This is a genomic window from Legionella steigerwaltii (assembly GCF_001468065.1).
Lineage (GTDB): Bacteria > Pseudomonadota > Gammaproteobacteria > Legionellales > Legionellaceae > Legionella > Legionella steigerwaltii.
In genome coordinates this window covers 1-19,752 of record NZ_LNYZ01000003.1, presented here as the reverse complement: position 1 = coordinate 19,752, position 19,752 = coordinate 1, and the positions used below count along the sequence as shown (strand labels likewise).

The following is a 19,752-nucleotide window of genomic DNA, read 5'->3' as shown; positions in this document are numbered from 1 at the left end:
ACCCTCTCCCCCGCCCCTCTCCCACACGTGAGAGAGGGGAATTTATTTTTACCCAGGCTACGGAATAAAAGGATAATTTATGTGTTTGGCGTTACCTGCGCAAATTACTCAAATTCTTGATGATGACAAAGCCATAGTGAATATAGGCGGCATCACTAAAGAAATCTCCACAGCATTATTAGATAAAGTCGTTCTAGATGATTATGTCATTATTCATGTTGGCTACGCTTTAACACGACTCGATGAACATGAAGCTCAAAAAACCTTAAATTTATTTGCGCAGATGACGCAGGATGAATCCTTATGAAATACATCGAAGACTTCCGGAATGCTGATTTTGCAAAAGCAGTTGCCAGGGAAATTGCAGCACAAGTTGCCCCAGATCGACAGTATCAGTTTATGGAATTTTGTGGTGGTCATACCCACGCCATTCATCGCTATGGAATTCCGAGCCTATTACCAAAGAATGTGGAAATGATCCATGGACCAGGATGCCCAGTCTGCGTATTACCCATGGCAATTACGGATAAAGCCATCGCTTTAGCATCATTACCTGATGTTATTCTTTGCAGCTATGCGGACATGCTGCGAGTCCCTGGTTCAGGACAAAAAAATCTATTGCACGCCAAAGCAACAGGGGCTGATGTACGGATGATTTATTCGGCAAGCGATGCGCTAAAAATTGCTCAAGAAAACCCGCAAAAAGAAATTGTTTTTTTTGCCATTGGCTTTGAAACCACAACGCCCCCCACAGCGGCAATTATCCAACAGGCTCGTAAATTGCACCTCAACAATTTTAGTGTTTTTTGCAATCATGTTTTAACACCGGTCCCGATGGACCACTTGCTGCAATCAAATGAGGTCAAACTCGATGGATTTGTTGGTCCGGCTCATGTCAGCATTGTCATTGGCAGTCAATCCTATGAAGCAGTATGTAAAAAATACAACAAACCCATTGTGATTTCTGGTTTTGAACCCTTGGATGTGCTGCATTCTATTTTAATGTTAATTCAGCAAATCAATGAACAACGATGTGAAGTAGAAATTCAATATACACGGGCCGTAAATCGCACCGGAAATTTAATCTCCCAACAAATAATGGCTGAAGTATTTGAAGTACGGGATCAATTTGAATGGCGTGGTTTAGGATTTATTCCTCAAAGTGCTTTAAAAATCAGGGCAGAATATGCTGAGTTCGATGCTGAAAAACGTTTCACTATTCCTGATTTCATCTCTCAAGAACACAAACAATGTATTTGTGGTGAAGTACTTCGTGGGGTAAAAAAACCAATGGAATGTAAATTATTTGCCAAAGTATGTGCTCCAGAGAATCCATTAGGGTCCTGCATGGTGTCTTCTGAAGGCGCATGTGCAGCAGTATATGCTTATGGAAGGGTGAATGGATGACTGAAGCAATCATAATGAATAAATCAAAAACCCCAAAACTTAATGTTCGAGAAGGAATCATTAATTTAGCCCATGGTAGCGGTGGGCGAGCGATGACTCAATTAATCGAACAAATGTTCTTAGCTGCCTTTGATAATCACTGGCTGGCCGCGAGAAATGATCAGGCCTGCTTTTCAGTATCTGCAGGTCGAATGGTCATGACTACTGACGCTCATGTGATTTCTCCCTTGTTTTTCCCGGGCGGTAACATTGGCTCCTTATCCGTTCATGGTACAGTCAACGACATTGTGATGTCCGGTGCCAAACCCTTGTACCTATCTGCCAGTTTTATCCTCGAAGAAGGATTTCCATTAGCTGACTTGCAAAAAATCGTCGAAGCCATGGCTGCTGCTGCACGGCAAGCTAATATTGCTATCATTGCAGGTGATACTAAAGTAGTCGAACGTGGAAAAGGAGACGGAGTATTTATTACCACCACAGGAATAGGTGTAGTCCCTGAAGGAATCCATATTTCCGGAAACAGAGCCAAACCAGGCGATCGTGTGTTGGTTAGCGGGCATATTGGCGATCATGGGGTTGCAATTATGGCGCATCGAAATAATCTGCAATTTCAAACCAAAATTCAATCAGATACTGCCTCGCTCCACGATTTAGTCTCTTGCATGGTTGATGTGGTACCTGACATTCATTGTTTACGAGATCCTACTCGTGGTGGCCTGGCAACCACATTAAATGAATTTGCACTACAATCCAATGTTGGTTTTATTATTGAAGAAAATAAAATCCCGATTCGCACCGAAGTTGCCAGTGCATGCGAGTTATTAGGACTTGATGCGTTATACGTCGCAAATGAAGGAAAATTAGTCGCTGTTTGTGCTCCTCATGATGCAGAGAGATTATTAGTTGCAATGCGAGCACATCCCTTGGGAGCGCATGCAGAAATCATTGGTGAAGTGGTCGAAGATCCACGCCATTTTGTGCAGCTTAAAACAAAACTTGGAGGCAGGAGAATTGTCGATTGGTTGGCAGGAGAACAATTGCCACGGATTTGTTAATGTTATTTAATGTGGTCTGGGTGCAGCGCAGCGGAACCCGGGATAGGTAATGCATTCCCTACAAGGAATTTTATGACAGCGAATAAAAGCCATTTCATGCCTTATTTAAAATTGCAGAATTTATTGCACTCCCTGCACGATGCAGGATACTCCTGTGTCGGCCCTCAAGTACGCGATGGGGCGATTGTTTATGATGTGTTACAACAGGTCGATCAATTACCTTGGGGCATCCGAGATCAACAAACCCCGGGGGGTTACCAATTAGAAAAAATTACGGAACACAAAGCATTTGCTTTTGCAAATGGCCCACAAGCAATCAAACCGCTCCTATTCAAGCCCCAAGAAACAATATGGAAAGTAGAACGCAACCAGGAAGGAAAATTAATTTTTCAACCACATCCGGCCGAAGAACAACCCATTGCGATTATTGGTGCCCGTTCCTGTGACTTAGCGGCAATGAGTATCCAAGATAAAGTGTTTCTTGAGAGTGCACATCCTGATCCACGCTATAAAAAACGTCGTGAGCAGTTATTTGTTGTTGCGGTCAACTGTTCTTATTCTTCAAACAATTGCTTTTGTGTTTCAGCAGGAACTGGACCAGAAGTAAGAAATCCTTTTGATATTCTGATGACTGAAATTGATGATGGATTCGTAGTCAAAACAGGCAGCGAACGTGGTCAAGCCATTATTGCCAATTTACATTTACCTAAAGCGAAAGCAACTCAATGTAAAAAGGCCAGTAACCATGTAGAACACGCAGCGGCAATGCAAACAAAAAGAATTCCCTTAGAGAATAAACAGGGTTTACGCGATTTATTATTTGCCAATTTAAATCATCCAAGATGGGACGATGTAGCACAAAGATGTTTATCATGTGGCAATTGCACCTCAGTATGCCCTACCTGTTTTTGCCATAGTGAAGTAGAAAAACCCAGTTTAGATGGCACAAGCAGCGAGCATCAGCGCGAGTGGGACTCTTGTTTTACCGCAGGCCATAGCTATTTAAGCGGAAAAGTCATTCGGGATGATACGCATAAACGCTACAAACAATGGTTGACTCATAAAGTCGGCAGTTGGTTTGATCAGTTTGATAGCAGTGGTTGTGTAGGCTGCGGACGTTGTGTTACCTGGTGTCCTGTGGGTATTGATATCACCGAAGAACTCGCGGCAATTTCTGGAGAATCCAATGTAAGGATGAAAGAAAGTGATTAAATCGATTGCCGATCCCTATTTGCCACTTGAAGCAATCATTGTAGAGAAAACTGAGGAGTCCTCTTCAATTTTTACCTTGCATTTGCGCTTTCTTGACCCAGAACATCATGAGCGATTTCTCTTTTATCCAGGTCAATTTAATATGCTCTATCTATACGGCGTAGGTGAAGTCGCGATTTCTATTGTCTCAGATCCCGAGAAAAAGGATATTTTAACGCATACCATTCGCGCCATTGGGCGAGTGACCAAAGCATTACAAAAACTCCAATCCGGAGATCGAATCGGTGTTCGCGGACCTTATGGGCGTGGATGGCCGCTTGACCAAGCACAAGGCAAAGATGTTGTAGTGCTTACTGGGGGATTAGGTTGTGCTCCCTCGGTTTCCATTATTGAATACATATTGGCACGCCGAGAACAATACGGTCATTTGAGCATCCTACAAGGTGTGAAGCACAGTGATGATTTTATTTTTAGGAAACAGTATGCAATTTGGCAAAAATCGCCTAATACTGTAATTCATGTCGCAGCCGATCAAGCCGGGCCTAAATGGCCATGGGCTATAGGTTATGTTACGGATATGATTGATAAGCTCAATCTGAATCCTGCACATACAATCGTGATGATGTGTGGGCCGGAAATGATGATGAATACTGCAGTCAAAGTACTTACGCAACGCGGAATTGCAGAGCATGATATTTATTTAAGCATGGAACGAAATATGGAGTGTGGTATAGGACAATGCGGTCATTGCCAATATGGAGGAGTTTTTATTTGTAAAGATGGCCCTGTTTTCGCCTATTCAGAAATCAAAGAATTATTTAATGAACCAGGATTTTAGCGACGATGAAGCCACGTGTGTCGGTACATAAATTTACATCCTGTGATGGATGCCAATTGGCCTTTTTAAATTCCGGAGAGGCCTTACTGACTTTATCTGAATTAGTTGATATGGTTCATTTTTCGGAAGCAGGAGCAGTCGATCTTGATGCCAAAGTAGATATTGCCTTTGTTGAAGGCAGCATCTCCACTCCAGATGAAGAAGAACGTATTAAAAAAATTCGTGAACACAGTCAATTCATCATTACCATTGGTGCTTGTGCTACCGCGGGAGGTGTGCAGGCTTTACGTCATTTTGCGGACACTAAAGAATGGGTCAGTAGTATTTATGCTTCTCCAGAATACATTCAAAGCTTAAGTACTTCCACCCCCATTTCACATCACGTAAAAGTGGATTGGGAGTTATGGGGCTGTCCGGTAAATAGCAATCAAGTATTAGAAGCAATCCGTTTCTTATTATCCAATACGACTCCTCGCATCAAACAAGATTCTGAGTGTATGGAATGCAAACGTAAAGGGAATATATGTGTTTTGGTTACCCAAAAACAACCGTGTATGGGCCCTGTAACCAAATTGGGATGCGGTTCTCTTTGTCCCACAGTAGGACGAGGATGTTATGCGTGTTATGGTCCAAAAGAAAATCCTAATCCTCAATCTTTGGGGAACTGGTTTGAGCAACTCGGCTTAACTAAGGAAGCCATCGCACAAAAATTTTTGCATATTAATAATCAAGCTCCTGCGTTTAACAAAGCTGGAGCTTATTTTAAGGGAATTAAAATCAGCAATGAGTAACACGATTTCCATTAATGTTCCTATTTTGGCGCGCGTTGAAGGCGAAGGTGCGCTTGAGTTGCATATTCGCGACAGTAAAATCACCCAACTCCAATTAAAAATTTATGAACCCCCAAGATTATTTGAAAAATTTCTCGAAGGCAGAAGTTATACCGATGTTCTGGATCTTGTAGCGCGGATCTGTGGGATATGTCCTGTTGCTTATCAAATGAGCGCGACTCAGGCAATCGAACAGTGTTTTGGTCTACAGCCTTCTCCTTGGGTACGCGAGATGCGCCGCCTCTTTTACTGCGGTGAATGGCTGGAAAGCCATAGCATGCACATTCATTTTTTAGCATTACCTGATTTTTTAGGATTTAAATCAGCACCTGAAATGGCAAAAAGTTATCCTGAAGAAGTACGACGAGGCATCCGTTTGCAATCGTTTGGTAATGATTTAATCAAATTATTTGGTGGTCGTTCGGTTCATCCCGTTGGTGCCTGCGTGGGAGGATTTTATAAAGCACCCTCTCTGACGCAAATCAATACTTTATTAGAAAAAGCAAAAGCACGCATTGAAGATTGTGAAGCACTAATTCGCTGGCTTGCTGAGCGTTCTTTCCCAGATAACTCTCACGAATTCACCTACGTCTCACTTTATCATCCTACAGAATATCCATTCAATGAGGGAAGACTGGTTTCCAATCATGGTTTAAACATTAGCATCGAGGAATTTGATGCCTACTTCAAAGAAAGCCAAGTCTCCTACTCCACTGCCTTGCATTGTTTATTGCAAAATAAACCGTACTTGGTAGGACCTCTCGCGCGAGTGAACAATTGTTTTGGCCACCTTCCCGTTCCCATCCATCTTCTTTTACAGGATTTAAATATAAACTTTCCCTCCCGTAATATGTATCACAGTATTTTTGCGCGCGCAGTTGAAATCTATTTTTGTGTTCTAGAATCCATACGCATTATGGAACAATATAAAATCCCAAAAGAGTCGCATCCCGAAATTAAACCACGTGCCGGAACAGGATTTGGGTGTACCGAAGCGCCCAGGGGTACTTTGTGGCAACATATTCAATTAGATGCCCATGGAGAAGTAAAATCCGCCCGTATCGTGCCTCCAACCAGCCAAAATCAGGCACGGATTGAAGACGATTTACGTCGTTCTTTGGTGCAATATGGCCTTGACCAAGATGAAGAGTCGTTACGTTCATATAGTGAAATGATCATCCGCAATTATGACCCCTGTATTTCATGTTCTACACATTTTTTGACGATTAAAGTGAATCGAGAATGACGATCATTAAAGTGCTAGGAGTTGGTTCCCCTTTTGGCGATGATCAGGTAGGTTGGAAGGTGGTCGAAGAGTTAAAACATCAGCTTTCAATAGATACCGATGTATCACCATTCGTAGTTATTGAACGCTGTGATCGCCCCGGCGTTCGGCTTATTGAATTAATGAGTGGATTCAATACTGTTTTTATTATTGATGCAGTCAAATCTGGCAATGCCATAGGAACGATCCATCGCTTTCAAAAAGAGGCTCTTCTTGATTCTGCACCTGGATTCTCAACCCATGACCTGGGCATCATCCAAGCGTTGCAATTAGCAAGTGCTCTCAATGAATTACCGGATAATCTTTTATTTTATGGAATCGAAATTGATGTAATTACCTTCGATACGACACTTTCTCTACACGTAGAAAATGCAATTACCGATTTGGCGCTTCAATTAAAAAATGAAATTGTAGCCTGGGTGCAGCGGTAACGGAACCCGGGGGTCGGTGCCCACATAAGTTTTTGATCCCGGGTTTCGGCGGGTAATTATGTTCCATGCCCTGGGTTCCGCTCCGCTGCACCCAGGCTACAAGAATAAATAGTCACCAAGACTTCTACATCCCACGTCACCTTATTTCTAATATGCTTTCTACTTCTTCAGTGTCTTGTTTTTTCTTTGGTAGCGCCAAATAGCCAATCGGTGCTCACTTCAAGCTCATCGGCAATTCTTTGCATCGTATTGTCATCCAATGCAACTCCATAAAGTAACGCTTCAATTTTAAATTTAGGCAATTGAAACATCTTTGAACATGCTTGGACGCGCTCTGTCATTAATTCGGGAACACCTAATTCATCAAGCTCATAGTTCAAACGTTCAGTTAATTTTTTGTTTGACATAGCAGTCTCCTCTTCACTTTTTATCAGTGTAAAACAAGTAAGCTTAAGGATTGATTAACAAAGAGATTTTTTCACATAAAAATTATGTTCATGACTGGCTAGATGATATACACCTCCGCTATTCCTGCCAGGACACGGCAAAAACAAAGCGCATTTTGTAAAAAAATATATGATGTTTTTCTATGAAATCATTCGAGAAAAGAACAGGAAACCATTAAAGTGAAAATTATATTCAGTAATGTTATGATTTGGGCACGCAATTAACCGATGGATTGATATAAAATTATGCCCACCTCTAAAGAAATGTTATTACATATTTTAAACAGAGCAATAACGGCTCATAAAGACAAAATTTCACCCTTTCAAATAGAATGTCTCGACATGTTTCAAAAAAAAATTAACGCCATAAAAGTGGATGAAACTGCAGAAATGGATTTACAAATTTGTAATATCCTTCTTGATAAATGTTTTTGTGACTTAGAAGATATGATCCCAAGAGAGCGCAGGATTATCAGTCTTCTAAATAAACCAAATCTTACTGATGATGAGTTTTATACTAAAGTTTCGACAATTTTTAATCATGAAATTAAAGAATTAAATAGCTTTTTAAAAGATACATTTTATGACCAAACATTTAAAAATGTAAAAATGATCTTAATCGATATGAAAACTGAATTGACGCGCTTAAAAACTGGATTGGAACAACAACCCCATAATGAGAAAACTCTGAGTTGTTACTTTAGTTAAAAGAACTACCCATGCCTAGGTAACGACCCTAGGCATGAAGATAAATCAATAGATTTCTAAATTCAAGCAAGTAATGGAGTACCTATGTCACAAATTGCAGTGATTACAGGAGCGAGCGGTGGTATCGGACATGCATTGGCTTTAGAGCTGGCCTCTCAGGGGATCACGGTAATCGCGATTGCAAGAAATAACAATGAGTTGCTTCAATTAAAGGATAGGTATCCGGAGAAAATCAGGAGTATACCTGCTGATATTACTACCGATGAGGGCTTAGAAAGAATTGTACATGAAATAAAGCAATTAAAGATCAATTACTTGATTCATAATGCTGGTATTATTTACCCTCTTGGCAAATTACATAAGGCAGTACCTGCTGATATAAAAAAAATAATTGAAACCAATCTTATCGCGCCTTTGTTACTCACCCAAAGTTTACTTCCTTTCTTTTCAGAGAATGGTGGCCGCATTTTAAATATCACATCAGTAGCTGGTGAAAAAGTAGTTCCAGGTGCAGGCGCTTACTGCATTTCCAAAGCAGCTCTCAACATGTGGACGCGCATATTGCAGGCAGAATTACCTTATGAAATAGTAGCTACTGATGTTATTCCAGGTGAAGTAGACACAGGGATGCAAAAAGATTTGCGAGAATGCCCTATAGAACAGTTTCCATTGGCTGTCGAGTTTCAAGAAGCATATCAAGAAAAAACCTTGATACCTCCTGCAGTCTGCGCTGAATTTTTAGCCTTTCTCTTGTTAAAAACAACCCCTAAAGCATTTTCTGAGAAAAGGTGGAACATTTATAAACATTATACAAAGCCAGTTCCTCTTCCCTTAAATAAAGAGAAACTCAATGATTAGAGTCTGTTTTCATTTCTACTATCTTGGTCAAACTGCCCTGATTTTCTGTGCTCCGATGCTTACATACTTTATGTATGCTGCGCTTCGGTACTCAAAAATCAAGCCATTTTGACTCAAGCCAGCGAAATGGAAACAGACTCTATTAGTTATTCAAAAAGCAAGGCCATAAAAATATGATTTTCATATACTCCATCGATACGAACAGCATTTTTATGTATCCCTTCTTTGACAAATCCATATTTTTCATACAACGAAATGGCCGCTTTATTATGTTCGCGCACAGTAAGTTCTATACGTGTTAACCCTTTTGACTTAGCCATTTGCAATGCTGTGCTTAATAAGGCCTCACCTATTCCTTGCCCTCTGTAGGGTGCAAGTACACCAATTCCTAAAGCACCAACATGAGCAAAAACAGGCCGATCAAGAGGGCTGATATCACACCAACCAACGACTTGCTCCTTATGCATTGCGACAACTTGAGGCCAGTCTTTGTTAATATGCTCTAAAACAAAATTTCGAGTTAATTCGATCGGAGGACCTTCTAAAAAAGCCAAGAATTTGCGTTCACGCGCCACACGATCTACAGCGGTCCAAAAAGCTTCAATATGTTTTTCTTGGATAGGAACAATAGTAAATTGCATAAGAGTCTATTAAATAATTCACATTAAGGTAGTAAAAAGGAGATTTCTCTTTGAGTCAATAAACAATTACCATTGGTTATATGGCGGGCTAGAATTTAAAGATAATGCATCAAGAACATGTTATAGTGCACAATCTATCTCAGTAAGACAAAACGAAAGAACTATGCAAGAAATTACTATTTATCATAATCCTCGATGCTCTAAATCACGAAAAACTTTAGAACTTCTTCAAAGCAAAGGGTTTAAACCTGTTATTATCGAATACCTTAAAACACCTCTTAGTTTGAAGCAATTAAACGACTTAAAGAATCACTTTGCACTTCAGGATTTTGTTCGTACTGATGAGTATGTTTTTAAAGAACTGAAATTGTCGCTGGATAATGAAATGCACGTATTAGACGCGATGCTCAAAGAGCCCATATTAATGCAACGCCCTATTGTCACCTATAAAGACAAAGCGGTCATTGGACGTCCGCCTGAGAAAGTCCTGGAATTATTTGAGTAACTGCTTGCTCGTAGGTCGGTTTTGTAGCCTGGGTGCAGCGCAGCGGAACCCGGGTTTTATGAACGAATTGCTCAACCCGGGTTCCGCTGCGCTGCACCCAGGCTACATTCTTATCATTCTCAATATATTTTATTCAGAAGCCAGTTGGTTAGGACAACCTGATTGATGGTAGGATACCAACGCATTATAGATACTATCATAATCTTCAAATGCATCTTTTTTCGATTTGATGTCATCAAAAACTAAGTTTGTTCGGCTGCAAGTTCCTGGTTCAGCAATATTTATATGATCGCCAGTTGCTTTTTTGTAAGAGATAAAAGTCTCGCCGCAATGCAGATGAGGGCGTTTTGCTGCATGGTTTCCTAAATATTCCTGATTACCACAATAAGTTTTCTTAAAATTAATCTTAATGTGAGATGCATTTGCAAATGAAGGGATAGAAGCCAAGAGAATGACGTAAGCTATCACCGCAGTTGAGATTTTATTTATCATAGAGCACCGAAAAAAGTGTTAAAAATCAAATTTAACACATTCCATTTTAGCAACCAAGATCTTATCGCTAAGTATTTGACGCTACTTTATTTCTGCAACACATACTTTCCTGGAGCAGAGGGTAACGATGAAGCAAGATGAGGAGGTGAAACAAGCCTTTGTGAACTGTTGTTGACCAACCAATCATGCCATGCAAGCCACCAAGAGCCATCTCTTTTTTTTGCTTTAGTTATCCATTTCTTTGGCCCCATATAAGGCATTTTCTTTTTACTTTCCAGAATAGAATAATAACGCCCAGGATGATTGGGTTCACTGACAATTCCTGCGTTGTGACCACCACTTGCCAACACAAAGGTAATATCCGAATGCATCATCAGATGGATTTTGTATACAGATTCCCAAGGCGCAATATGGTCATGTTCTGTGCTTACTGCAAAAATAGGTAAATGAACATTTTTAGGAGCTACAACCTCTTCTTCGACGCGAAAATGTCCCTCAGAAAAATCATTTTGCAAAAATAGTTTTTCAAGATATTCCGTATGCATTTTATAAGGCATACGCGTTGCATCAGCATTCCAAGCAAGCAGGTCTATCATCCCGCGCTTTTTACCGGTCATATAATCATCAATCATTTTTGACCAAATCAAATCATAAGTACGTAACATTTGAAAAGAACCAGCCATGTGTTTGGGATCAAGATAGCCTTTTTCCCACATCATATTTTTGAGAAATGCTATTTCACTCTCTGTAATGAACAGCATAAGCTCACCTGCTTTTGTAAAATCTCCTTGAGCGGCCAAAAGCGAAAGACTTTTAAGTCGATGATCTTTATCTCGCGCCATTGCAGCAGCGGTAATCATCGCTAAAGTTCCTCCAAGACAATATCCCATTAAATGAATTTTGCTCTTAGGTAAAATAGCACTCACTGCATCGATTGCGGCCATTGCACCTTGACGATAATAATCATCCATTCCTAAATCACTGTCCTTCTCATCCGGATTGCGCCATGAGACGATGAAAACAGTATGCCCCTGTCCAACAAGCCATTTAACTAGCGAATTTCCAGGGGATAAATCCAAAATATAATATTTCATTATCCATGCAGGTAATATAAGTATTGGCTCTTTAAAAACAGTTTCTGTTTGGGGTTCATATTGAATTAATTCAATCAAATGGTTAGTAAATACGACCTTCCCAGGGGTAATTGCAACATTTTTTCCTGGTTTGAACTTTCCAGCACCTGGAGGAGGCAAGCCAGCCAATCGTCTTAAAGTATGTTCAAACGCAACCTCTGTACCTTGAATTAAATTGACACCACCTGAGCGAATTGTTTCATAAAACAGATCAGGATTGGTCATTACAAAATTGGAAGGTGATAAGGCATCAAGTAACTGACGAATACAAAATGAAACAGTACGCTCTGCTCGACTAGAAAGGCCAGGAACTTTCCGTGTTGCATAGCCCCACCATTCTTCACTTTGAAGAAAAACTTCAGCATAAAAACGCCATGGCATCAATTGCCAATTTTCTTTGTGAAAACGAACGTCTGTTCCTTGTGCTGGTTGTTTATCACACAGCAGATGAGTAAGAAACTCATCGGTATGTATGAGATGATAAAAAGCCAATGCCAATAAATGCCCAGGTGATTGAGCTAATTGTAAAAGCCAAGCACAATGGGCAGCTCCTATTACAGCTGGACTCATTCCCATAGTAATCTTACCAAGATTTGCTTGATATAATTTATTGATATAATAGAAAAAATCATCCAATTGATTCTTATACATTGCATACTGAGGTTTAATGATGCCCTCCGTTGGAGCTGTGGATTCATTTTTTGATCGTAATCGAGTTGAAGCCTTAGTCCTCTCAGTTCCTTTCATAGTCAGTATCCTTGGGTCCTTCCAGCAATGATGGGTGATTTAAGTAACGTGTTGCTATAAATTATAGTATTATTTTCAATAGAGTGGGTGAATTACAAAAACAGACAAGGAACATGGATGTTGAGTCAATTGAATATTAGAGTATGCTTAAAGGAATAAACCAAATCAAATAAGGAAAAAAATGAAAAAACTATGGATTGCTTTATTGTTTGTGTTTCATACATCAGTTTTTGCTGATGATTTGGGTAAATCGACCTATCAAATATCGTGTAAGAGTTGTCATGCACCTCAATTTGCTACTGGAATAAAAGCTCCAGCTGCTTTTGATAAAAAAGCATGGGATATACACTTTAAAAATGCTGAAATGGAAGCCAAAAAAAATCCTACAGAATATAAAACCGCCATGGATTATTTATTATACAGCATGAAGCGTGGCAAAGGATTAATGCCTCATGGTGGCTTATGTAAGGAAGCCAATGTACCCAAGAAAAATTGTTCTGATGAAGCATTTATTCAGGCCATTCATTATATGTCGCAAAACTAAATAGAGACTCTTAGGGAACTAGGGGCTGTTTACAGCCCTAGCTTGTAATATACCCATAAAACGAAAACGTTTCGTACAACTATAGTGTCTGAGATTGAAAAGTCAAAAACAGAGTTTATCTACTATACTGCACATAGATTGACCTTTTACATAAGTTTTATAAAGAGCGAAGCGTATTCAATTATGAAACATGACGCGCATAATCAAGGCATCAGTTTACTGTTTCTGATTTTATTTACCATAATAGGAGGAGCCATTCTCTTTTTTTCAGGGGGTGGATTGGGATTTATGATGGCTCCTATGGCTTGTGATATGCCCACTTCGTGTAATGGTATACTGAGCTCCTTAGCCGTAATGATGCTCATGTTATTTCCAATTGAGCTGATACTCAGTTTAATTGCTGGTTGGATATGTTATTTTTCGCAAAGATATAATCTATCCATGTGGTTAACTTGGGGTTGCACCATTGCATGGTCATTATTTATTTACATCAATATTTAATAGTATTCCTTGCGTTAACTCCATTTACAATATCCTTGAGAATAAAAGTAGTCTGGGTGCAAATTCGAGTTTTGCTTGTTCTAAACTACAACTAGAGAAGTGAGTAAGTCCTGGTCAAGGCTTATCATGATATAAAACAATCAGTTCCTTACTGGAAGAACAGCCCAATAATTCCATTGTCTTAGCTAAAGTACCTTCAACAGTTCTATATGAAATATTCATATCCCGTGCAATTTCTTTAGAACTTTTTCCTTGCGCAAGTAATCTGAGACAGACTGCTTGTTGTTCTGATAAACGAATAGGTAAATGAGACGATTTATGAAACAGAACCATATCCTTTTCATTTAATAGGACTGGTTTGGGTTCTTCTGTTTTGTTTTCAGTGACCCGTTTCAGTGTGTAAGATACATGTTCTTCCAATGCATTATCATTGGTATCAAGAGAGATAGTCGCTACATTTTCGAATAATTGATCACGTTCCATGTGAAGCGTATCAAAAAAAGTTTTGAGATCAGTAGTTAATAATGGCAAAGGATTTCGCGAAATTCGTCCTATTTGTATCGCAGTATTTACTTGTAAAAAAACGACAAACTCTGAAGACAACAATTGTCGAATTGCTTCATTACAGATAATGCTTGCATCGGTGGTTGCTACAATATGTTCTTTAGCTTGCAGTTCTTTCAATATATTTTTTTGGCATTGATAAAAATCTTTTTGGCCCTTTGCATCAAAAATTTCATTCAAAGTACGTCCAACATGATATTCTATTCCAAGATCGGCGTCGATAAACTGCCAGCCAAGTTTTTCAGCCAAAAGTTTTGCGAACAAGCCTTTACCAACGCCAGGTAGTCCGACAATAAAAATACGTTTAGGCTGATTCATCATTCTCTCTCCTATACGTGGCTTCTAATAAGTATTGAATCTACTTATAGTATAAAAACGTATTTAAATTGCATCAATACGTAAAAATACGTATCAAATATGGATTTTTTTGTACAAAAAATTTTTAGCTACCTTTTTCTACTAACATTTTTTTTACTGTTAATAGATCAAGATATGCTTTTTTCTTATCGGCAGGATTTCGTAAAAGATAAGCAGGATGATAGCTTACAATAAAAGGGATATTATTATAATGATGGAGTGTATTACGCAATTGTTTCAGAGCCAGTGGTTTATTCAGTAAAAATTGACCCGCAAAACGTCCTAAAGCTAAAATCAAATGCGGTTGAATCAGCTCGATTTGCCGCGCAAGATAAGCGCTGCATTGAGCAATTTCATCCAACTGAGGATCCCTGTTATTTGGTGGCCTGCATTTCAAAACATTAGCAATGTAGACATCTTTTTCAATCATCTCAATGCTCTGCAACATTTGATTTAATAAACTTCCTGCTTTTCCTACAAAAGGCAACCCTTGTTGATCCTCATAAAAACCAGGGGCTTCACCAATAATCATCAATTTTGCGTTTGGACTGCCACGAAAAAAAACGGTTTGGGTTCGGGTTTTATGTAAAGAACATCGAGTGCATGCAGCCACTTCTTTAGCCAAAGTGGATAATCCTTGCTCACACGAAGCGTGCGGGCTACGCATCTCCCAGAGATCGATTCCCATAGCTTGTAGATAATAACGATTTAAAACGTCTGACATAGGAAGCTCATTTCACACAATAATTGCTAGAGAAAAGTTGGACGGTTATTTTCGTTTTTAATTTTTGATAAATCAATGCTTACTGTATTAAAAAATTACCAACCATCTTGTAGCCTGGGTGAAGCGCAGCGTAACCCGGGGTTTCTGGAACTCCGTCATTGAGATGAGGAGAACAATCCCGGGTTACGCTGCGCTTCACCCAGGCTACAAAGCAACAGAAAAATTGACAGCCTCCTCAAGTATCACCTTACGAACCTGTTCAAATCGAGCCTCATCCCAGATATTTTCCACAAGTAATGTTCCATTATCAAGGCATTCTTCATAAGCAGCGAGTCCAATTAATAAGTGAGAAAATTTGATTTTTCTAAACTTACTCAATGCTTCTAATAAGGTCAATCGTTCAATTTCAGATCCTGAAATATCATCGCCAAATTCACCATCAACACCCTTAAATTTCGCTGCAAACCAATCCTCTAAAGGCTGTCCCTTCATGATAAAAGTGTGCGATGTTTGCGAACCACCTAGTACTCGGGTATCCAAATACTGCTGAATATCAACACAAAGAGTATTTTTCTTTAGATAGGCAAATGCGTCAATAAATAACGGAGTCAATTCAAATGGCTTAACTTGCACCATGGCACGTAATTCAATCAGTGACTTAAGCGTATTTTGATTCGTCACTTGCCTTTCTTTAGATTCCCCAAAGCTATCTCGTAGACTCCTCTTCGCTGCTTCTATTTGACGATCCAGTTCAACTACTATCTTGTGTAAATGAGTCGAATTATTTCCTTCTGTTAAAATTTGTTCTTGTAACCAACCGCATAACTCAGGATCTAATGATTGTGCTTGCTTGCTTGAAAACGCTTTTGCTAATGCGGCATTAAAATCATCTGGAGTTACTTGATCATAGAGTTCGGCAGCTTTTATAAAAAGATTCGCATGCTCTTCCTCCAGATGCTCCTCCAACATTTTTCGCTCCCAATCATCGACTTTGGCGACGTTGGTTATTTCGAGCATCCCGCCCCCTGGCAATAGATAAAAACCGTGATGCTTTGCAAAGCGAATTCGTCCTTGTGCATCAACATTAATTCTATCTACCGCTTCATTTTCAAGCTTTCCCCCCATTTGAATCTGAATAGGATATAATTGATTCGCGGGGGGATGAGAAATATCAAGCTGATCCAAATTAAAAAGATGAGATTTGTTCGTTTTCTCCAAGTGTTTCTTTTGTGCTGTACGAAATTTTTCCCAAATCTCTAACGTATACTCATGAAGTGGATGTTTCAATCTCATCTGCCCTGGAGTTTTACCAAACTCAAACCAAGCACTTAATTCTTCATCCATCTCCATACCGTAAAAATCGAACAAAACCTCAAAATACTGTTGATTCTCAATACGGTGTAATACATCCGCGTAGTTAATTAACGTCGCTGCATAAGCCAACACCACATAATGCGTCTTTACTTGACTCTTATGAGTCACTTTACCCGAAAGCTTTTTGATGTCAGCCATTTTATCCAGCATCATGGTATGTCGACCTTGGGTGTTGGCTGCTTTATATTGAAGCAACATTGGACCAATATCCGTAAATAGCTGTACCATGATTATTCCTTATCCGATGTTTAATGAATCTCAGTTTATAACAAAAATGTAAAATCAGAATACATCCCAGGAAAAACAAATTAAAATACAGTTTGGCCATATTTTATTCCTTTCATTATGCCTCTTATTATTGATTCGCAGAATATTGCAAATAATGAATGGATTTGGGATTTTCTAGAGTCTCAGCGTCTCATAGGGAAAGAGATTTGGAAGCCGAATGAAGTATTTACCTATAACGGCACTTCTTACACATTTCAGCAAACCGTTTTTGCAAGACAAAGAAAAAATCTTAAACAAGGATACGCTTATGAAATGATCTCCTCAGCGCGACTTGGCTCAGGGGAGTTTGGATCAGTATTTCGCATTTCCTGTACAATCAGCCAAGGGAAAACAAATACCTTCCAAGCTAAAGACAAACATCGAGTCGTAAAATTTCTCGACCCTCTTAATGCCTTGCGTGAGTATGAAGTTGCACGTTATGCCGAACATTTACATATTAAAGCACCAACTCAGAACTACTTGGTCATGAAAGAAATGCCAGGCCAAACACTATCTAGATTTTTAAGCAAATATTCTCTAACCCGACAACAAAAATTAGACCTATCTATAGCGCTGGCGAATGCAATTAAAGAACAACTCATTGATAGAAAAATTATCCATAGGGATCTTCACGGAGATAATATTTTAATAAAATATGATCCCCAATCCTCACAAAAGCCTTTTACAGTAAATATTATTGACTATGGGCTTGCAAGTTATATTCCTAATTTAACTATCCATCGAGAAAATTATGATGTTTTTTCATTATGTGAGCTTTTAGAATGGATTTGGGCAAATGAATCAAATAGACCTAAGTACATTAATCAATTATTGTATTTAAGATCAAACAACATACTACATTACCTTTGTCTTGATGAAATAGTTATATCCCCCACCTCCCAATCCCAAGAACCATTGGATCGCATGTTTGTCTATTTAAATTGGTTGGGGAACAAAGACTTAGCTCGGGAATTGCGAACTAATCTATTAACCGCATTAAAAGACTCTAGGCCGAATAATTTGGCTTTGATGAGGCAAGCCGTCGATCAATGTATTGAGAAATTGCAGCAACACAAAATTGATCTTAACACCTTTCCTTATCCGATTTTTATGGAAGATTTAGAGAAACAAAAGCTGTTTAATGATATTGATGCCTATTTTAGGCTTTTGGAAAATAAAGGAAAATCCCTGAAGAACACGCCTCAAGAATTAGAAGGAGAACAACTTTGTGCTTGGGCCCGCAACTTAAGACAGAAAACATATCAAGCCGCTATGATGCCTTCCCAAGACCAAAGAAAAGCTTTAATAGACTGCAATGAATACTGCAAAGAAGCCTTGAAAGATAATAAAAAATTACTTGATATTCATCGAGATTATAATTACATTTGGGCTGAAATTGGGGTAGCGCTGTGTTCTCTTATTGTTCTCTACCCCATAGTTGGTTTTATTCATTATCTTGCAACGGATAGGTTTAGATTTTTTAATCAAACAGAGTCTGCTGCAGGAGCCCAAAAAATGGAGAAGAATTTTAGTCAATTATCTACTATTAAATCGCATTAGCAGTTTCTTCTTTTACAATTCACATTAATCACAATGTCTTAAACCACTACCTATAAATTTTTGCCCATAATAGTTAATGATTCAAAATTATTTTGCTAATATAGCTTCCGTTGTCATTATAAGAAGAAAAATAATTCATGACATTAGCAAAAAATTCAAATCCATATTCAGCGGATACTGCATTTCATGATGGCAGGTTACGTCAAGCACAGTTCAAAATGCTTGCTATGCTTGAAGTAATCGATTCCATCTGCAGAAAACATAATTTGGATTATTGGCTTGACGCAGGCACTCTTTTAGGCGCTGTTCGTCATCAAGGATTCATTCCTTGGGATGATGATGTGGATATTGCTATGCCACGCGCCAGCTATGAACAATTCCTACGTGTTGCTCCTGCCGAAGTTCCCAGTTGGATGTGGCTACAAACCATCCATAGTGACCCGGGCTACTTTAATATGGCGACCCCTTTAAAAATCAGGGATCGATCCAGTCGTTTTATTGAAAAGCATGAAAAAGGTAATGAGCCATATGTTCAAGGTATCTTTATTGATGTTTTTGTCTACGACAGCATGCCAGTGGACCCTAAACAACGTAAGCGATATAAATTCTATGCCAAAAAACTCTCACGTTTATTAAGCACTAAATACAGTAAAGTAAAAATAGGACATTATCCTACCCTCTATAAGGTTATCGCCTCATTTTTGCCTAAACCCCTGCTTGAGTTTTGTTTGCAAAAAATTATCCATCAAGCGAATTCCAGTCTTAGCCCGTATATAGGACGAGGTTATAATTGCGTAGGCAAAAATTTAATTAAAAAAGATGAAATTTATCCTTTACAACGGGTTGCGTTTGAAACAAAAGAATTTAATATTCCTCAGAACGCGGAAGCGTTTTTGATCCAACAATATGGTGATTATTTGCAGCTACCTCCAGTGGAACAAAGAGTCATGAGACATTGCAAAGAATTGATCCCACATCTGGAAGAAATAGTCTAAAGTATTCTCTTATCCCCGAAAGCTTTGTAGCCCAGATTAGCGCAGCGTAATCTGGGTTTATATGCTCCTGATTACAAAACGTCCTAAGGAAAACTATTTAATACCCTCACCCTAGCCCTCTCCCGCAAGCAGGAGAGGCGATTTTTGTTGACAGTGTTTTTTTAATTCGCCCCTTTGGGGAAGAGATGATTTTGTTTTTGTGCAACCGGTTTGATAGGTAACATTTCAAACCGGGCTGATAGGTAACAGATTTAAGATGCTAGGGTCTAAAAATTTTA

General features: G+C 39.1%; 22 protein-coding genes. 15 read left to right on the top strand and 7 right to left on the bottom strand.

From position 1 onward, the window contains the following. Nucleotides 1-79 precede the first annotated feature (79 nt). From Lstg_RS02660 to Lstg_RS02625, 8 genes are all read left to right on the top strand, one after another. Complete coding sequence (locus Lstg_RS02660; protein WP_058476123.1) at nt 80-307, top strand: HypC/HybG/HupF family hydrogenase formation chaperone; 228 nt, start codon at nt 80-82, stop codon at nt 305-307. Next, nucleotides 304-1,407 carry a hydrogenase formation protein HypD gene (gene hypD / locus Lstg_RS02655; protein WP_058476122.1) on the top strand — a complete coding sequence of 368 codons (1,104 nt, stop codon included), beginning with the start codon at nt 304-306 and terminating at the stop codon, nt 1,405-1,407. The genes Lstg_RS02660 and hypD overlap by 4 nt, the downstream gene beginning before the upstream one ends. Continuing rightward, complete coding sequence (gene hypE, locus Lstg_RS02650; RefSeq protein ID WP_058476121.1) at nt 1,404-2,462, top strand: hydrogenase expression/formation protein HypE; 1,059 nt, start codon at nt 1,404-1,406, stop codon at nt 2,460-2,462. The genes hypD and hypE overlap by 4 nt, the downstream gene beginning before the upstream one ends. 72 nt (nt 2,463-2,534) lie before the next feature. Further along, a complete protein-coding gene (locus tag Lstg_RS02645; protein WP_058476120.1) occupies nt 2,535-3,674 on the top strand; it encodes a 4Fe-4S dicluster domain-containing protein in 1,140 nt (379 codons plus the stop codon). Further along, nucleotides 3,667-4,512 carry an FAD/NAD(P)-binding protein gene (locus Lstg_RS02640; RefSeq protein ID WP_082650784.1) on the top strand — a complete coding sequence of 282 codons (846 nt, stop codon included), beginning with the start codon at nt 3,667-3,669 and terminating at the stop codon, nt 4,510-4,512. Before Lstg_RS02645 ends, Lstg_RS02640 begins: the two co-directional genes overlap by 8 nt. Nucleotides 4,513-4,517: 5 nt before the next feature. Continuing rightward, nucleotides 4,518-5,303, top strand: coding sequence for an NADH-quinone oxidoreductase subunit B family protein (locus Lstg_RS02635; RefSeq protein WP_058476119.1), 786 nt, complete (start codon nt 4,518-4,520; stop codon nt 5,301-5,303). Next, nucleotides 5,296-6,588, top strand: coding sequence for a Ni/Fe hydrogenase subunit alpha (locus Lstg_RS02630; protein WP_058476118.1), 1,293 nt, complete (start codon nt 5,296-5,298; stop codon nt 6,586-6,588). Before Lstg_RS02635 ends, Lstg_RS02630 begins: the two co-directional genes overlap by 8 nt. Beyond that, nucleotides 6,585-7,058, top strand: a complete 474-nt coding sequence (locus Lstg_RS02625; protein ID WP_058476117.1) for a hydrogenase maturation protease — start codon at nt 6,585-6,587, stop codon at nt 7,056-7,058. Before Lstg_RS02630 ends, Lstg_RS02625 begins: the two co-directional genes overlap by 4 nt. A gap of 167 nt (nt 7,059-7,225) precedes the next feature. Here the strand turns inward: Lstg_RS02625 and Lstg_RS02620 are convergent, their stop codons facing one another. Beyond that, the gene (locus tag Lstg_RS02620) at nt 7,226-7,465 is read right to left on the bottom strand and encodes a hypothetical protein (protein ID WP_058476116.1); all 240 of its coding nucleotides are present in this window, start codon (nt 7,463-7,465) and stop codon (nt 7,226-7,228) included. Between the two features lie 285 nt (nt 7,466-7,750). Between Lstg_RS02620 and Lstg_RS02615 the strand changes: the two genes are divergently transcribed. Together Lstg_RS02615 and Lstg_RS02610 are read left to right on the top strand one after the other, a co-directional pair. Continuing rightward, the gene (locus Lstg_RS02615) at nt 7,751-8,212 is read left to right on the top strand and encodes a hypothetical protein (protein ID WP_058476115.1); all 462 of its coding nucleotides are present in this window, start codon (nt 7,751-7,753) and stop codon (nt 8,210-8,212) included. Between the two features lie 84 nt (nt 8,213-8,296). Then, nucleotides 8,297-9,070, top strand: a complete 774-nt coding sequence (locus Lstg_RS02610; protein ID WP_058476114.1) for an SDR family NAD(P)-dependent oxidoreductase — start codon at nt 8,297-8,299, stop codon at nt 9,068-9,070. Between the two features lie 146 nt (nt 9,071-9,216). Here the strand turns inward: Lstg_RS02610 and Lstg_RS02605 are convergent, their stop codons facing one another. After that, complete coding sequence (locus tag Lstg_RS02605) at nt 9,217-9,711, bottom strand: GNAT family N-acetyltransferase (protein WP_058476113.1); 495 nt, start codon at nt 9,709-9,711, stop codon at nt 9,217-9,219. Nucleotides 9,712-9,874: 163 nt separating this feature from the next. Between Lstg_RS02605 and arsC the strand changes: the two genes are divergently transcribed. Beyond that, complete coding sequence (gene arsC, locus Lstg_RS02600) at nt 9,875-10,216, top strand: arsenate reductase (glutaredoxin) (RefSeq protein ID WP_058476112.1); 342 nt, start codon at nt 9,875-9,877, stop codon at nt 10,214-10,216. 129 nt (nt 10,217-10,345) lie between these two features. On the opposite strand, the gene Lstg_RS02595 is transcribed toward arsC, so the two are convergent. Both Lstg_RS02595 and Lstg_RS02590 read right to left on the bottom strand, forming a co-directional pair. After that, nucleotides 10,346-10,708, bottom strand: a complete 363-nt coding sequence (locus Lstg_RS02595) for a hypothetical protein (protein WP_238585356.1) — start codon at nt 10,706-10,708, stop codon at nt 10,346-10,348. Between the two features lie 86 nt (nt 10,709-10,794). Next, complete coding sequence (locus tag Lstg_RS02590; RefSeq protein WP_058476111.1) at nt 10,795-12,588, bottom strand: PHA/PHB synthase family protein; 1,794 nt, start codon at nt 12,586-12,588, stop codon at nt 10,795-10,797. Nucleotides 12,589-12,769: 181 nt separating this feature from the next. Here Lstg_RS02590 and Lstg_RS02585 point away from each other — a divergent pair, with 181 nt between their 5' ends. Then, on the top strand, nt 12,770-13,132 hold the full coding sequence (locus Lstg_RS02585) for a c-type cytochrome (protein WP_058476110.1): 363 nt from the start codon (nt 12,770-12,772) through the stop codon (nt 13,130-13,132). A gap of 183 nt (nt 13,133-13,315) precedes the next feature. Then, complete coding sequence (locus tag Lstg_RS02580) at nt 13,316-13,633, top strand: hypothetical protein (RefSeq protein WP_058476109.1); 318 nt, start codon at nt 13,316-13,318, stop codon at nt 13,631-13,633. Between the two features lie 114 nt (nt 13,634-13,747). Here the strand turns inward: Lstg_RS02580 and Lstg_RS02575 are convergent, their stop codons facing one another. The 3 genes from Lstg_RS02575 to Lstg_RS02565 form a co-directional block, all read right to left on the bottom strand. After that, on the bottom strand, nt 13,748-14,515 hold the full coding sequence (locus tag Lstg_RS02575) for a shikimate kinase (RefSeq protein WP_058476189.1): 768 nt from the start codon (nt 14,513-14,515) through the stop codon (nt 13,748-13,750). A gap of 124 nt (nt 14,516-14,639) precedes the next feature. Next, nucleotides 14,640-15,278 (bottom strand): uracil-DNA glycosylase, encoded by a 639-nt coding sequence (locus Lstg_RS02570; RefSeq protein WP_058476108.1) that lies wholly within the window; start codon nt 15,276-15,278, stop codon nt 14,640-14,642. Between the two features lie 204 nt (nt 15,279-15,482). Then, complete coding sequence (locus Lstg_RS02565; RefSeq protein ID WP_058476107.1) at nt 15,483-16,880, bottom strand: hypothetical protein; 1,398 nt, start codon at nt 16,878-16,880, stop codon at nt 15,483-15,485. 117 nt (nt 16,881-16,997) lie between these two features. Here Lstg_RS02565 and Lstg_RS02560 point away from each other — a divergent pair, with 117 nt between their 5' ends. Both Lstg_RS02560 and Lstg_RS02555 read left to right on the top strand, forming a co-directional pair. Beyond that, complete coding sequence (locus Lstg_RS02560; RefSeq protein WP_058476106.1) at nt 16,998-18,479, top strand: protein kinase; 1,482 nt, start codon at nt 16,998-17,000, stop codon at nt 18,477-18,479. 137 nt (nt 18,480-18,616) lie between these two features. Further along, entirely contained in the window at nt 18,617-19,474 is an 858-nt protein-coding gene (locus Lstg_RS02555; RefSeq protein WP_058476105.1) for a LicD family protein, read from the top strand. The last annotated feature ends 278 nt before the right edge of the window (nt 19,475-19,752 follow it).

Bases quoted from the DNA above. Each gene is read 5' to 3' on its own strand.
- Lstg_RS02645 (WP_058476120.1), top strand. From the start codon at position 2,535: ATGACAGCGAATAAAAGCCATTTCATGCCTTATTTAAAATTGCAGAAT.
- Lstg_RS02625 (WP_058476117.1), top strand. From the start codon at position 6,585: ATGACGATCATTAAAGTGCTAGGAGTTGGTTCCCCTTTTGGCGATGAT.
- Lstg_RS02605 (WP_058476113.1), bottom strand. From the start codon at position 9,711: ATGCAATTTACTATTGTTCCTATCCAAGAAAAACATATTGAAGCTTTT.
- Lstg_RS02610 (WP_058476114.1), top strand. From the start codon at position 8,297: ATGTCACAAATTGCAGTGATTACAGGAGCGAGCGGTGGTATCGGACAT.
- Lstg_RS02595 (WP_238585356.1), bottom strand. From the start codon at position 10,708: ATGATAAATAAAATCTCAACTGCGGTGATAGCTTACGTCATTCTCTTG.
- hypE (WP_058476121.1), top strand. From the start codon at position 1,404: ATGACTGAAGCAATCATAATGAATAAATCAAAAACCCCAAAACTTAAT.
- Lstg_RS02560 (WP_058476106.1), top strand. From the start codon at position 16,998: ATGCCTCTTATTATTGATTCGCAGAATATTGCAAATAATGAATGGATT.
- Lstg_RS02620 (WP_058476116.1), bottom strand. From the start codon at position 7,465: ATGTCAAACAAAAAATTAACTGAACGTTTGAACTATGAGCTTGATGAA.
- Lstg_RS02555 (WP_058476105.1), top strand. From the start codon at position 18,617: ATGACATTAGCAAAAAATTCAAATCCATATTCAGCGGATACTGCATTT.
- Lstg_RS02575 (WP_058476189.1), bottom strand. From the start codon at position 14,515: ATGAATCAGCCTAAACGTATTTTTATTGTCGGACTACCTGGCGTTGGT.
- Lstg_RS02590 (WP_058476111.1), bottom strand. From the start codon at position 12,588: ATGAAAGGAACTGAGAGGACTAAGGCTTCAACTCGATTACGATCAAAA.
- Lstg_RS02580 (WP_058476109.1), top strand. From the start codon at position 13,316: ATGAAACATGACGCGCATAATCAAGGCATCAGTTTACTGTTTCTGATT.
- Lstg_RS02585 (WP_058476110.1), top strand. From the start codon at position 12,770: ATGAAAAAACTATGGATTGCTTTATTGTTTGTGTTTCATACATCAGTT.
- Lstg_RS02570 (WP_058476108.1), bottom strand. From the start codon at position 15,278: ATGTCAGACGTTTTAAATCGTTATTATCTACAAGCTATGGGAATCGAT.
- arsC (WP_058476112.1), top strand. From the start codon at position 9,875: ATGCAAGAAATTACTATTTATCATAATCCTCGATGCTCTAAATCACGA.
- Lstg_RS02615 (WP_058476115.1), top strand. From the start codon at position 7,751: ATGCCCACCTCTAAAGAAATGTTATTACATATTTTAAACAGAGCAATA.
- Lstg_RS02630 (WP_058476118.1), top strand. From the start codon at position 5,296: ATGAGTAACACGATTTCCATTAATGTTCCTATTTTGGCGCGCGTTGAA.
- Lstg_RS02635 (WP_058476119.1), top strand. From the start codon at position 4,518: ATGAAGCCACGTGTGTCGGTACATAAATTTACATCCTGTGATGGATGC.
- Lstg_RS02660 (WP_058476123.1), top strand. From the start codon at position 80: ATGTGTTTGGCGTTACCTGCGCAAATTACTCAAATTCTTGATGATGAC.
- hypD (WP_058476122.1), top strand. From the start codon at position 304: ATGAAATACATCGAAGACTTCCGGAATGCTGATTTTGCAAAAGCAGTT.
- Lstg_RS02565 (WP_058476107.1), bottom strand. From the start codon at position 16,880: ATGGTACAGCTATTTACGGATATTGGTCCAATGTTGCTTCAATATAAA.